Annotated in this window: 14 protein-coding genes and 1 pseudogene; 9 read left to right on the top strand and 6 right to left on the bottom strand. The window is 53.9% G+C overall.

The window, feature by feature from the left end:
- The 7 genes and pseudogenes from SCT_RS13685 to SCT_RS17940 all read left to right on the top strand — a co-directional run.
- Positions 1 to 974, top strand: a 974-nt coding sequence (locus SCT_RS13685) for an RHS repeat-associated core domain-containing protein (RefSeq protein ID WP_189799674.1), incomplete at its 5' end; no start/stop codon positions are given.
- A gap of 11 nt (positions 975 to 985) precedes the next feature.
- A complete protein-coding gene (locus tag SCT_RS13680) occupies positions 986 to 1,480 on the top strand; it encodes a hypothetical protein (protein WP_059424031.1) in 495 nt (164 codons plus the stop codon).
- Positions 1,481 to 1,564: 84 nt separating this feature from the next.
- Positions 1,565 to 1,765, top strand: coding sequence for a hypothetical protein (locus SCT_RS13675; RefSeq protein WP_059424028.1), 201 nt, complete (start codon positions 1,565 to 1,567; stop codon positions 1,763 to 1,765).
- An 18-nt stretch (positions 1,766 to 1,783) separates the two neighbouring features.
- Positions 1,784 to 1,939: pseudogene (locus SCT_RS17830) on the top strand (RHS repeat-associated core domain-containing protein); the annotation flags it as partial.
- Positions 1,940 to 2,143: 204 nt separating this feature from the next.
- Positions 2,144 to 2,509, top strand: a complete 366-nt coding sequence (locus SCT_RS17825; protein ID WP_256381551.1) for a DUF5675 family protein — start codon at positions 2,144 to 2,146, stop codon at positions 2,507 to 2,509.
- Between the two features lie 88 nt (positions 2,510 to 2,597).
- Positions 2,598 to 3,197, top strand: coding sequence for a hypothetical protein (locus SCT_RS13665; RefSeq protein WP_189799673.1), 600 nt, complete (start codon positions 2,598 to 2,600; stop codon positions 3,195 to 3,197).
- 60 nt (positions 3,198 to 3,257) lie between these two features.
- A complete protein-coding gene (locus tag SCT_RS17940) occupies positions 3,258 to 3,584 on the top strand; it encodes an RHS repeat-associated core domain-containing protein (protein WP_082098364.1) in 327 nt (108 codons plus the stop codon).
- Here the strand turns inward: SCT_RS17940 and SCT_RS13660 are convergent.
- From SCT_RS13660 to galU, 6 genes are all read right to left on the bottom strand, one after another.
- Complete coding sequence (locus SCT_RS13660; RefSeq protein ID WP_059424024.1) at positions 3,569 to 4,024, bottom strand: integrase core domain-containing protein; 456 nt, start codon at positions 4,022 to 4,024, stop codon at positions 3,569 to 3,571. The two genes, SCT_RS17940 and SCT_RS13660, sit on opposite strands and share 16 nt — an antisense overlap.
- Positions 4,025 to 4,276: 252 nt before the next feature.
- Entirely contained in the window at positions 4,277 to 5,485 is a 1,209-nt protein-coding gene (locus tag SCT_RS13655; protein ID WP_059424021.1) for a glycosyl transferase, read from the bottom strand.
- A gap of 14 nt (positions 5,486 to 5,499) precedes the next feature.
- The gene (locus SCT_RS13650; RefSeq protein ID WP_059424018.1) at positions 5,500 to 6,204 is read right to left on the bottom strand and encodes a hypothetical protein; all 705 of its coding nucleotides are present in this window, start codon (positions 6,202 to 6,204) and stop codon (positions 5,500 to 5,502) included.
- Positions 6,205 to 6,215: 11 nt separating this feature from the next.
- On the bottom strand, positions 6,216 to 7,481 hold the full coding sequence (locus SCT_RS13645) for a glycosyltransferase (protein WP_059424016.1): 1,266 nt from the start codon (positions 7,479 to 7,481) through the stop codon (positions 6,216 to 6,218).
- A gap of 7 nt (positions 7,482 to 7,488) precedes the next feature.
- Positions 7,489 to 9,684, bottom strand: a complete 2,196-nt coding sequence (locus SCT_RS13640; RefSeq protein ID WP_059424014.1) for an HAD-IIB family hydrolase — start codon at positions 9,682 to 9,684, stop codon at positions 7,489 to 7,491.
- A gap of 78 nt (positions 9,685 to 9,762) precedes the next feature.
- Complete coding sequence (gene galU / locus SCT_RS13635; RefSeq protein ID WP_237759700.1) at positions 9,763 to 10,626, bottom strand: UTP--glucose-1-phosphate uridylyltransferase GalU; 864 nt, start codon at positions 10,624 to 10,626, stop codon at positions 9,763 to 9,765.
- A 313-nt stretch (positions 10,627 to 10,939) separates the two neighbouring features.
- Between galU and SCT_RS13630 the strand changes: the two genes are divergently transcribed.
- Complete coding sequence (locus SCT_RS13630) at positions 10,940 to 11,608, top strand: spondin domain-containing protein (protein WP_059424010.1); 669 nt, start codon at positions 10,940 to 10,942, stop codon at positions 11,606 to 11,608.
- A gap of 96 nt (positions 11,609 to 11,704) precedes the next feature.
- The gene (locus SCT_RS13625; protein ID WP_202812163.1) at positions 11,705 to 12,154 is read left to right on the top strand and encodes a DUF302 domain-containing protein; all 450 of its coding nucleotides are present in this window, start codon (positions 11,705 to 11,707) and stop codon (positions 12,152 to 12,154) included.
- Positions 12,155 to 12,453: the final 299 nt, after the last annotated feature.

Raw genomic sequence — 12,453 nt, 5'->3', positions numbered from 1 at the left:
GGCAGGACATCTATGCGGAATACGGGGCTGCCTGGACCAACCCCAATGCGGTCTATACCAGTGGTGGCGGGGTGGATGATCCGGTGATCAAGGCGACTGTCACGGGCAGCAGCACTTACGGGCAGGCCAGCTACTACCATGCGGACGGCTTGGGCTCAATCGTGGGGCTCAGCAACAGCACCGACAGCACGACTCAGACCGAGCGGTTTGATGCGTGGGGGAATAAGCTGGCTGGGACGATTCCGCAAGGGGCGCAGTATGGCTTCACGGGACGCGAAGGTGACGAGACGGGAATTGTCTACTATCGGGCGAGATATCTTGATCCAGCGATTGGGAGGTTTGCAAGCAGAGACCCGATTGGGTTGAAGGGTGGAATCAACCAGTACACCTACGTGAATAACAATCCGGTAAACTTCAACGATCCGACAGGGTTGCTGGCCAAGGTTCTGCTGGCCGATGCGACGAGCGCGATCAGCTATGCAGGTAATGTGCTGACAGATGCCGGCCAGAACTTGCAAGCGTTCGGTCAAAGAGTCCTAGATGCTGGCCGTAATGAGAGTTTCGCAGATACTGCCAACAAGCTCTTGCAAGGTCTTGGCCCGGAAGTGGCGATGGTTGGTGCAGCAGTTGGAAGTATCAAGGGAGTAGCCGCAGGCGAAAACCTTGTTTACCGTTCGGTGAATGCAGCAGGTGAAGTTAATTACGTTGGCATCACCAACAATCTTGAGCGACGGGCTGCCGAGCAACTTAGCTCGAAGGGTATTTCCATCGAACCGATTCTCGGGCTATCGAATCTTTCGCGTGCCGACGTCAAAGGAGTTGAGCAGGTCTTGATTGAGAGCCACGGGTTATCGAAGGATGGCGGTACCTTGATGAACAAGATCAACAGCATTGCGCCGTTGAACGCGATCTACGAAGGCGCAAAACAGCGCGGTGCAGATTTATTGAAGCTGATCGGCTACCCAGGCTTTTGAGGAAGTATGAAATGGTGAGATTGAAAATTGGAGATGTTGTTGAAATCAAGACGGCAAAAGGTTTGGTTTACGCACTCTATACGCATAGGCACAAGCAGTATGGCGCTTTATTGCGAGTCTTCAGCCGGGCTTATGCAAGTCGACCTAGTGATCTGCTGCATGTGGTGGCTGACCAGGTTGTGTTCTCATGCTTCTTTCCTTTAGGTGCCGCAGTGAATCGAGCCATCGTGTCGATAGCGGGCAACGTTGGCGTGCCGGATGCGCTGAAGCCATTCCCCACATTCAGGGCTGGTGTTGCCGACCCAAAAACTGGAAAGGTTGCTAACTGGTGGTTCTGGGACGGCGAGAAGGAGTGGCGTGTCGGTGAACTGACACAGGAGCAGAGAATGCTCTCGATCCTGGGTGTTTGGAACGACACATTTCTTGTCGAGAGAATCGAGTCGGGTTGGACGCCTGAATCTGATTCAGAGTGTAAAGCCCACATCAAACATAGGTGCCAGGTCTAGAAACGTAGCATTCACGTAAGCATCCACAGCCTGTACTAGCCGCTGAAGCGGCATAACAGGACACCGCTCTTTAACAACTCATTTGTGGTTTACACCAGTGGCAGCGGCATCGATGATCCGGTGATCAAGGCTACCGTCACCGGTACCAGCACTTACGGCCAGGCCAGCTACTACCATGCGGATGGCTTGGGCAGTATCGTAGGACTCTCCAACAGCACCGACAGCACCACTCAGACTGAGCGGTTTGATGCGTGGGGGAATAAGCTGGTCGGCACGATTCCGTAAGCGGCTCAGTATGGCTACACGGGGCGCGAGCCTGACGAAACGGGTTTGACGTATTACAGGGCCAGATATTACGATCCAACGATAGGCAGGTTTACGCAGCGTGATCCCATCGGCCTGCAAGGCGGCATCAACCTGTATGCCTATGTGGGTGGGAATCCGGTAAACTTCAACGATCCGACAGGTCTGATTGCAGCAGCATCGAGCGCGAGCTTCGGGGGTTATGGCGGCGGGGGCAAAGGGGCTCCGAACCTGAGCAATAATTCGTCGTATCCGAGTGACTCGTTCAGCGCGTCAGCGCCCTCCGGGCAGAACCTGATTCAACTAGCAGATGTAACGATCACAATTGGCAATCGAACGTATTCCCCCACCGGAAATAGTGTGGCGGGAACAATCAATGTCACGAGCGACCAAACCTCAAGTAGTTTCTCTGGTTACACAATGGAGAATGCCAAAGCGGGTGACGGCGGAAACAAGGCACCGATTCCAGCGGGAACGTATGACGCTTCTGTAAGGACAGACCACAATCCTAATCGGGTTGAGTTGAAAAATGTTCCGGGCTACCAAAACATACAGATTCACAATGGGAATTATCCACGAAACTTCAAAGGGTGTTTCGGCGCAGGAACATCGCAATCCACCGACTTTCTTGGGGGAACCGTGAATGCGATTAATCAAATCAACAATATTATCAATTCTGATGGAACGGGAGACATCACGGTGATCGTTAGCCCAGTTATTAAATGAGTTGTCTGTCAACGTTAGGGCAAACCACGGACAGCTTGAGTTTCTGGGGCAGATGTTTTCTGGGGCTATTAAAATACGGACTATGGTCATGAAAAAGCTGATACTTGGATTTCTGATTGCGTTATCGATGCTTGTAAGTTTAGGCGTGCAGGCTTCAGGAAGCGCCATTTCGGCGGGTTGCAACGAGGCAGTTAGTGCGTTTCTGGCTACCCCAGCCAAACAGACTCTTCTTGCATTGTCGGGATCAGACGATGCGGAATGTTGGGCCGTCATTGGGTCATCGAACGCCAACCTAAATCAATTGATACATTCGGTGGAACAAGGAAATCGGTGGGCTGCCCAGTATTTGGCAAAACACTTGAGGAACCTTGATGGCGGAAACTTAGAAGACTCGCTAATAGCCCTAGGTCAATTTTCTGACCACAACATGGAACACTTATTGATTTTCGCGAATAAAGGACATCTCTCGAGGCATGATCTCACCGACGCCTTAACGATGCTTCCACTTTCATTGAGTGATAATCCGCATGCCCAATTGAATTCGCTAAAGACGAGGAGAAATAAAGTGATGCGTGTGACTCGAAAGGATCTATTGGAACAAAGAGCGCAGGCACTCAGGGCAATTGATGACTTTGCGTCCGAGATTAGGTCGAACAACCCGGCAACGACTGGAGACCTCTCCCATTAGGTTGTAGCGCACCTCGCTTAAATGTAAGCGGCCAACCGTCCCACCCCGGACGAGACGGGGTTGGTCTATTACCGCGCCAGGTATTACGATTCGAGCATTGGGCGGTTCACGCAGCGTGACCCGATCGGGTTAGGCGGGGGCATTAACCAATACAGCTATGTGGGTGGGAATCCGGTTACCGCTATTGTGAATGCTCAGCAGAGTGGTCCCTGTCAACATTCCTTCATCGAATCGACTTCATTCCTTCACCTCCCTGTCATTGACGCATTCGTTCCAAGCCGTTTTCGCCTCTCGCCCAGTGCTTGGCCAAGCACTGCCCCGGACAGCTCATTTTGTCCGCCCATTTGTTCCGCATTTCGTTCCGCGTTGCCTCAGTGCCGCAAGTAATAGCCTTGCAAGAGACCGTCCCACGCCTCGAACCAATATTCGCCTTTGATCTTCGCGGCGAAAGGATTTATCCCCGCCCACGCCTCAGCAGGCGTGCTTCCACCAAGATGCTGGTGCGGTCGCACAAAATTGTAGAAGAAACGAAACTCAGCCAGCGAGCCCTTCAACGCCTCAAAGCCCGCGACTTCCCACTGATCGAGCTTCTGTTTCAGCGTCCAGAATAGCCGCTCGATGCGTCCGTTCTGCCACGGACAATGCAACTCGCTGCGTTGATGACGAATGCCGCTTAACGTCAGAACGGCACGAAACACGCGGCTGGTGAAACACGTTTCATTATCCGTCCGGACAGCGCGCGGCTTGCCATATTTCCCGATGGCCAGAAACAAGTATCCGAGCAATGTCCACGAGCATTTGTCCGGCAATGCCGTCAAGCTCAGCAAAGCCCGGCTGCCGCAATGTCCGATGACACCCTGATTGTTTATCTGGAAGCAAGAAAGGCCATTCGCAGCTCAACTCAGACCTGCATCCGCAACTGGCTCAAACCCGTTTCAACCTAAAGAATGTTTATGTCGTCAGCAAGACTGTTTAAAACAGGTTGGGGATGGTCTATCAGAAATGCGTGCCCATGGTGGCTATCCTGATTGGTTATATTTTCCCGCCGCTTTCGATCAAAATTCTATCCGATGCCGCTATCATTTGTTGTCCTCATCCACGGCCATTTTCAGCATCTCAAAAATACCCAGAATGGCTGAGCTCACCCGGTTCCAGTTCGGGATCAGTGGCGTGGTCATCGGGTTTTCCATAAATACCTGGGTTGCCAGGGCGATGGCTTTAGTAAAAGCTTCCACCGCCATCGCCTCTTCGTGCCGGTCAAACTTGAGGCCGTTGATGGCTGCATCCGCTTCGTATTTCATGATCGTATCCTCGGCCTGCCGCAGGTAGGATACGAGCAAGGATTTGAACAAACCGTCCGAAAATACTACCCCCTCCGATGCCAAAGTCCTGAAGATGGATTTGCAGATATCCACCGTCATTTTCATCAAACCTTTGTTTGCATCATCGGCAGAAAGCACTTGGTGTTTATGGTCGTAGTTAGCGGCAATATCCACCTGACAAACCCGGCGTGGAGAATAGTTCCGGTGCACCTCGGCAAGAGATCCAACCTCTAGCCCCCAGTCCCACGGGATTCTGTTCACCCGGGCCAGATCCGTAGTCATGCAGAATTCCCCGGCGAGGGGATAGCGAAAGCTGTCGAGGAAAGCGAGAAACTCATGCGGCCCGATTAGCTGCTCTAGAGCCCTGACCAGCGGCGTCACCAATAGGCGGGTAACGCGCCCATTCATTTTGTGGGACACCCGGCTGTAATACCCCTTGCAAAACACGAAGTCCAGGTTGGGATTGACTACGGGGTAGCACAATCGCGCCAGCAGTTCGCGACTGTAAGTGAGTATGTCGCAATCATGCAGGGCGATAACGTCGGAACGGCCACGCGCCAGTACATACCCATAGGCAAGCCATGCAGAGCGTCCCTTGCCGCGCTCGCCCACATTGAATCCGTTGCGGGCGAAGGTTTCATAGATTTCGCTGATCCGTTTGCCGTCATTGTGGATGATCTTGACCTCTGTGGAGATCGGCGACATGAACTCCTTCACCCGCTGAAAATCTTTCTCTGAGGCCTTGTCGAGGACCAGTACGATTTCGTTCAGATACTTTACCTTGGCGAGTTCCTGGACTATTCCCGGCATCGCTGGCCCTTCAAACTCTGAATAAAGCGACGGCAGCACCAAGGCGACCGGCCTGGTTTTCGAATAGCTATACAGCTCTGATTCGAGTCGCTCCAGCGAAGGCTTGCCGATCTGATGTAGCGTCGTGATGACGCCTGACTGGTAAAAATCAGACATGATTGATCCTCTGGTTAGATGTGTTCTATCTCATCCTTTGTTTCATCAGCTCGCTTTTCAGCGGTTTCTTTTTCTATTATTCGTTTCGCCGCGTCAATGCCGCCTACGCCGAAGGAAATCGCGAGCGCGATCACGATGCCGCCGAAGATGATCGTAAAGGCGGCGAGCACGATGCTGGGCGCAATCTGGAGCTGTTCCATGGCCATGGCCAGAATCAATACCATCAGCAAGGTGCGTACGGCCTCGGCCAGGAATTTAGCGTAGTGATAACCACTGTTAACCGCAGTAATCAATACCCCCTGACTGATGAAACCGGTAAGTACGTAGCCGATAATCAAAATCACCGCTGCAGAAAAAGCACGGGGCATATAGCCGAAGACTTGCTCGACCAGATTGTCGATTGCCGGGATTTTTAGGGCGCTCAGGCCGATCATCAGAGTGACGATGATCAGCAGCCAGAAGATGATTTCGCCGAGCGTGGAGGAGGGTTTGGCCCAGAGATCCCCTTTGCGCATCAGCGTGGTAAATCCCATCCTGTCAGACCAGCTGTCGAAGTTGATGGCGATCAGGGATTTGACCAGTATGAGTTTGATAAGCCGGGCCAGAATAATGCCCAGTGCCATGATCACCAGCATGGCCAGCAGATTGGGCAAAAAAACCTTGAACTTAAAAAAAACCTCATGCAGGGGTTCGAGTATCAGGCTCAGAAAATCCATCATGATTTATCTCCTTAACATTGTTTCCAGCTGGTGACGAGGTAGTCCTTGTTGTTTTCAAACTCCATGCAAAGTTTTTCGATCTCGGCCTCCGCTTCCGGCCCTTCCATGTGTTCTGCCGCGAGGATGAAGGATGCGGTTTTTCCCAGATAAAGCGGGGTCAGGGACTTGATCAGGTGTTCTGCCGGCAGTTTCTTCTGGTGAAAAGCGATGGCGTAATCGTAGATGACCCGGGTCCACAAGCCGATGGGAAAGCAGAACTCGCCATCGGCCAGACTACCCAGTCGTTCCACCTCCTTGAAATCGCCGGCGCCCAGGATATCGAGCCAAATTTCACGCAGATTATTCAGTCCTTCCCGGAACAGGTTCAATATCCTGGCGGTATTGACGTTGACGTGTTCGAGCCCGACCGTGTATTCGAAGCCGAAGGTGGTTGCCGGCGTAGACCCGCGGATGGGCGCCCAGGTATTCGCGTAGTCCTCCATCAGGTCGAAGGTGGCGCTCACTACCTGGTAGAGCATGCTGCTCAGGTCGGCACCGGGGTCCTTGGCATCGTGTATCTTGGCGCCGAGAAAGGACTGGGCGACATTGAAGCCATTCGCAATCGCGGTCGTAGTCATCCAGATGTCGATGCCGAAGCGCGCTACATCCGATTGCCATACGTCCTTGTTCAGGTAGAACTGCGCCAACCGGCCGGAAAAACCGAAATCTCCGCCTATCGGCTGGCGCACCCGCTTGCCATAAAGCGCACGGGTGAGAGGGTAGACGATACTGTTGGTAATGGTCCCGTCGAACTTGTGCCGGTGGTAAAGCGGGGCCACGTAGTCAAAACCGCCTTCCAGCACCGGTTTCACAAGCAGTTCTATCCACTCTGGCGCGATGCTTCTTAGATCCGAATCAACCACCACGCAGGCCTTTGCATCCAGCAACTTGGCAATTTCGAAAATGCTGCGAAAGGCGCTCCCCTTGCCGGGGATGCCCGAATAAGGGAAGGCGATCTTGGAGATGGGTTCCACCCGGTGATGAAGAAGGATGGCATTGAAATCTTCGATCGATGAGTTCTGCACTACGTCTGTGGTGCCGTCGCTGGAGCCGCCATCGGAATTTACGATCACTGCTTTGTGGGAGGGGAAGTACTTGGCCAGGCCCGCCTGTACCGCACGAACGACATGGCCGATGGTTTTTGCATTATTGAAGCTCGGAATGCCGACTATGATGTCGGCATTGCCGATCTTCTCGATCTGTTCATGCACCTCTGTTCTTAAGGTAACGGCATTCATCGTCTGGCTAGCCCTCCGGTTCTTCATCAGTGTTCGCGGTCGCACGGTTCGGTATCGGTTGCTTTTCCAGCAGTATGATCTGGAGGTCCATGACGTTCGTTCCCGTCGGCCCTGGCATGAAATGGCTGTGCTCACCTGACAAGGCATCGAACTTCTGAAAAAACCCATAGGAATCGTTTTCTGCCAGGTAGGCAACAGGCTCTATTCCAAGCCTGCGCGCCCGTCCGGCCGTGCTGCCGTCGACGAGCGCGCCTGCAGCATCGGTCGGCCCGTCGTTGCCGTCTGTGCCGGCGGAAAGCAGGGTCACCCCGGATTGCCCCGCGATCTCCAGGGCAAAAGCCAGAGCGAGCTCCTGGTTCCGGCCCCCTTTACCTTTCCCCGTGACGGTGACCGTGGTTTCGCCGCCATACAGCAGACAGCGCCGCTCACCGGCTTTCAAACCGGCTTGAGTCGTGCATGCGGTATTCGCCAATAAGCGTGCGGCTTCGCGCGCTTCACCCTGAAGTTCAGAGGTAATGATCTGCGCAGAAAACCCGAGTTGCCGGGCCTTTTCTTCCGCTGCAGCCAGGGCCCGGCTGATCCCGCCGACAATCACGTTCCGAATTGCGGGCAGGCAGGCGTCGCCGTTTTTTACCGTTTCTGGTTCTAGTCCGGCGATACCCCGTTGCAGATAATTCATGACGTTCCAGGGTGTTTTTTCCTTCAGCCCGTATTTCTCGATCACCGACCAGGCATCAGCAAAGCTAGTGCCATCCGGTGCGGTAGGCCCGGAAGCGATGACGTCAAGCCGGTCGCCGATCACGTCGGAAAGTATCAGCGTCACCATCTGCGCCGGGTAGGCGGCCTGCGCGAGGCGGCCGCCCTTGACGGCTGAAAGGTGCTTGCGCACAGTGTTCAGCTCGCCAATGGTCGCGCCCGCTTTCAGCAGCAAAGCGGTCACTTCCTGCTTGTCTTGCAGCGTTACGCCTGCAACAGGGGCGACCAGCAGCGCTGACGCGCCGCCCGAGAGCAGGCAGATAACCAGCGTCCTCTCGTCAGCAAGCCGCATCATTTCCAATACTCGCTGCGCACCCTTCGCCCCGGCCTCATTCGGCACCGGGTGCGAGGCTTCTATCTGCCCGACTATATCCAGACTTGCCGTGTGGCCTTCTTTTACGATAATCAGCCCGGCGGAAATTCGTTTGCCGAGCAACTCTTCAATGGCCAATGCCATGCGCGCCGTGGCCTTTCCGGCACCGATCACAACGATACGACTATAGGCTTCAAGCCGGTACTCGGTATCGGCAACAGTCAGGCAGTCATGCTCAAGCTTTGCTGCGTTGAGCACAGCTTGGTAGGGATCGACCGCCGCGAGGGCGGCGCTAAAAATATAGGTTAAAATTGATGGCGTTTTTTCTCCGGCATTCCCGTCCGACAGCAGTTGCAGTACCGCTTCGTTCCAGCCCTGTGGACCTGGTTTTTGCGTTTTCACCAGACCGGCCATGGCTATGCGGGGATCAAAACATCCATCCTTGTGCCGGACCAGCACCGGGCGGTCCACAGCACGTAGAAGCGGCAGGTCATTCAGGCCGTCGCCCAGTCCGATGCTGGAGATTTCGCCATACTCCTGCTCGTAGAGATTCTTCAGGATTTGCAATGCATGGCCCTTGTCGTGATTACCCAGAATGTGGAAAATCCGCCCCTGGGTCCAGTGCAGGCCGGCATCTTCTATGGCTTGCAGGAAACCCTCGTCAGGTGATCCATCGAAGACGAAGGGCTCGTCGAAATCGCGCTGTTTGGCCAGAGTAGCCTCATCGCAAGAGAGCCCCGTCAACTTGGCAACTTCCTCTGCCGTCATGTCGGCAAAGCCGCGCACCTGTGCCCCAAGCTGTTCTCTAAGTGCGACAAAGTGACTTCTGATCTCCGCATAAGGCAAGCCGAGCGTAACTAGCTGATAGCCGTCAAATGTCGGGGCCTCAACTGGTGCGGAGAAGTAACCCCGCGGAATGAAGATTCCGCCGCCGTTTTCAGAGATAAAGGGGTGGACATTGTGCATGTGCAGACGGCATCCCTCGATTTCTGCACGCGTTTTGCTGGAGCAGAGTATCAGTGGAATGGCCCGCACCCGAATCAGGGCTAAGGCCGGTAGTGCGTCATTGAAGGAATAGCTCGATGCATCGAGCAAGGTGCCGTCCAGATCGCTGAAGATGATCGTTTTCTGCATTTCCCACCTTTTGGATCGCTCAACTATTTTGACGCGGGCGTGGAGTGTTGGATGCGAATGTTCGCCAGAGTCACTTCACTACAATGTTGCCAGATAGGCGGCAAACTCCTCACGCAAATCCTCATGCTTCAGCCCAAATGCGACCTGGGCCTTGAGGTATCCCAGCTTGGAACCGCAATCGTAACGGGTGCCGCTGAAACGATAGGCCAGCAGTTTTTCTTCCTGCAGCAGCGCGGCGATGCCGTCAGTAAGCTGAATTTCGCCGCCAGCGCCTGCCTGCAATTGCGCAAGGTGATGAAAAATTCGTGGCGTAAGGATATAGCGCCCCACCACGGCCAAGGTGGAGGGCGCTTCTTCCGGACGAGGCTTTTCGACGAGGCCATGTACCTGTTCCACGTCAGGCGCCAGAGGGGTCGTGCTGACGATGCCATATTGTTCAGTTTGCTCACGGGGGACTTCTTGCACGCCCAGTACAGAACACTGGTAAGTCGTAAACACATCGACCATCTGCTTGATAACAGACGGTTCGGCATCAATCAGATCATCTGCGAGAATGACGGCGAAAGGCTCGTCCTGCACGACCGGTTGTGCGCACAGCACGGCATGCCCCAGCCCGAGTGCCTCGTGCTGGCGGATGTAGATGCAGTTCACATGGTTTGGGATGACATCCTGTACCGAGCGCAGTAGCTCATGTTTGCCGTGCGCGGCGAGCTCCGCTTCCACCTCGTAAGCCGTGTCGAAATGATCTTCTATCGCGCGCTTGTTGCGCCCGGTGATGAACACCATATCGGTGATCCCTGCCGCTACGGCTTCTTCCACTGCATACTGGATCAGCGGTTTGTCCACCACCGGCATCATCTCCTTGGGGCTGGCCTTGGTAGCGGGTAGAAAACGACTGCCGAAGCCGGCTACCGGGAATACGGCTTTCGTGATTTTTTTCAAAACGGGTGCTCCACACTGACAGACTTGAAAATTTGAACTCCGCTGCATTCAGAGTTCAACTTCCTTCATCATAGACATTTGTAGGCAAAAGCATATTTTCTGGCGGATTCTGTGAGCAATAAATAACTCAAGGACTATTGGAAAATCTGGGTTTAACCGCCAGCGGGTATGCACAATTCATACGCCCGATTTTTTATTCGTTGTTGTAACCTTTTTTCAAGCCACTCCGAATCAACACATGAACGAAACATACAACCTATCGGGTTGTAACCGTTCACCGTTTCCAGTCCATAAACCCATTAAGGAGATCACCATGAACAAACCGATCTTATCGACTCTGGTTGCCGCCATCGCGCTTAGCGCAACGCTTGCCTCGACCGCTACTTACGCAGATGAAGGGGGAATGCGTCACTATGCCGTCACCATTACCAACATCACGCGCGGACAGATTCTTGCTCCTGCAGCGGTCATTGCACACAACGATAACTACAAGCTGTTCAATCTGGGCGGCGCGGCCAGCCCAGAACTGGCGATGCTTGCGGAAGAAGGCTCTGCTGCCGCGCTGGTGAGCATGGCCTCTAGCATGCCTTCTGTTTCCCGTACCAGCGTGGGAAGCGGTATCATCATGCCGGGTGCATCACAGACCATAGAGATCGAAGCATCGGGGAGATTTCCCGAAATCTCTGTAGCCGCCATGCTGGTTTCCACCAATGACGGATTCATGGCAGTGCGCGGGGTGATTGCGCCAAGACGTGGCGAAGTGATTGTCGGCGCGGAAGCCTACGATGCCGGCAGCGAAGCCAATTCTGAAAGCTGCGCATTCATTCCCGGCCCGCCTTGCGGCAGCCATGTGCATGACTCGTCTCCTGCGGAAGGATACGTGCATATTCATGCAGGCATCCACGGCATCGGTGGATTGACCCCAGCCATGCATGACTGGCGCGGCGCGGTTGCTCAGATCGAAATCAAACGCATCAATTAATGGCAAGTTGAGTGCGGGGATAGGAGAGACGTGTTGCACGGCTCTCCTATCCCCGCACAAAGGAACAAAGATGGCTTTATTACAAAGGAAATTTGAATGAAACACAGTCTAATCGCTTTGCTTGCCCTTGCCGTTTCCACAACGGCGATTGCACATGAGGACAGAATGTATACCCAAGAGAGTAAATACAGTGGCCAGGAAACACAGGTTCGATTGGAAGCGGCGGTGAAGGAAAAAGGACTGACCGTGTTCGCGAAAATCGATCATGCCGAGGCCGCGCAAAAAGCCGGGCTCAAGATGCCATTTTCCATCGTGACAATTTTTGGCAACCCCAAGGGCGGCACGCCTTTCATGGTCTCTTCACCCGCCTCGGCCATCGACTTTCCGCTCAAGGCACTGGTATGGGAAGACGCAAGTGGCAAGGTATTCTACAGCTATAACCCGTTGAGTTACATCGTCGGCCGTCATGACATCAAAGGCCAAGACGAGCTTGCAAAGAAGCTCGACAGCTTGCAGACGGCGATCGCCAAATCGGCCGCCGAGTAAGGCTTCACAGGAATTGCGAACCGCAATTGCCTGATTCTGCGCGGAGGATGTCGGCCCTGGGATAGCAGCAGCAAGCCGAGATGCCCAATAATCAAATCAACCGGATGATCAAAACCTATGCTTTTATCGCTCGCCTATTTAAGGCGTTGAAGCTGTAGATAGCAATGCCACGGGGTTCTGCATCGCTCCTTCATGTGCTTAACTTCCTAAGGAAGCCCTGAACAAGTTCCTGAACCTGTAAAATAGCGGACATCATCAATCGACTGAAATTGCCCATGAAACAACTCAGTTTTGCAGCC

The sequence above is a fragment of the Sulfuricella sp. T08 genome, assembly GCF_000971475.1.
Lineage (GTDB): Bacteria > Pseudomonadota > Gammaproteobacteria > Burkholderiales > Sulfuricellaceae > Sulfuricella.
Note: the sequence above shows the minus strand (reverse complement) of the source record. Positions and strands in the feature narration are given on the sequence as shown.

Bases quoted from the DNA above. Each gene is read 5' to 3' on its own strand.
- SCT_RS13680 (WP_059424031.1), top strand. From the start codon at position 986: ATGGTGAGATTGAAAATTGGAGATGTTGTTGAAATCAAGACGGCAAAA.
- SCT_RS13665 (WP_189799673.1), top strand. From the start codon at position 2,598: ATGAAAAAGCTGATACTTGGATTTCTGATTGCGTTATCGATGCTTGTA.
- SCT_RS13655 (WP_059424021.1), bottom strand. From the start codon at position 5,485: ATGTCTGATTTTTACCAGTCAGGCGTCATCACGACGCTACATCAGATC.
- SCT_RS13650 (WP_059424018.1), bottom strand. From the start codon at position 6,204: ATGATGGATTTTCTGAGCCTGATACTCGAACCCCTGCATGAGGTTTTT.
- SCT_RS13645 (WP_059424016.1), bottom strand. From the start codon at position 7,481: ATGAATGCCGTTACCTTAAGAACAGAGGTGCATGAACAGATCGAGAAG.
- SCT_RS13640 (WP_059424014.1), bottom strand. From the start codon at position 9,684: ATGCAGAAAACGATCATCTTCAGCGATCTGGACGGCACCTTGCTCGAT.
- SCT_RS13630 (WP_059424010.1), top strand. From the start codon at position 10,940: ATGAACAAACCGATCTTATCGACTCTGGTTGCCGCCATCGCGCTTAGC.
- SCT_RS13625 (WP_202812163.1), top strand. From the start codon at position 11,705: ATGAAACACAGTCTAATCGCTTTGCTTGCCCTTGCCGTTTCCACAACG.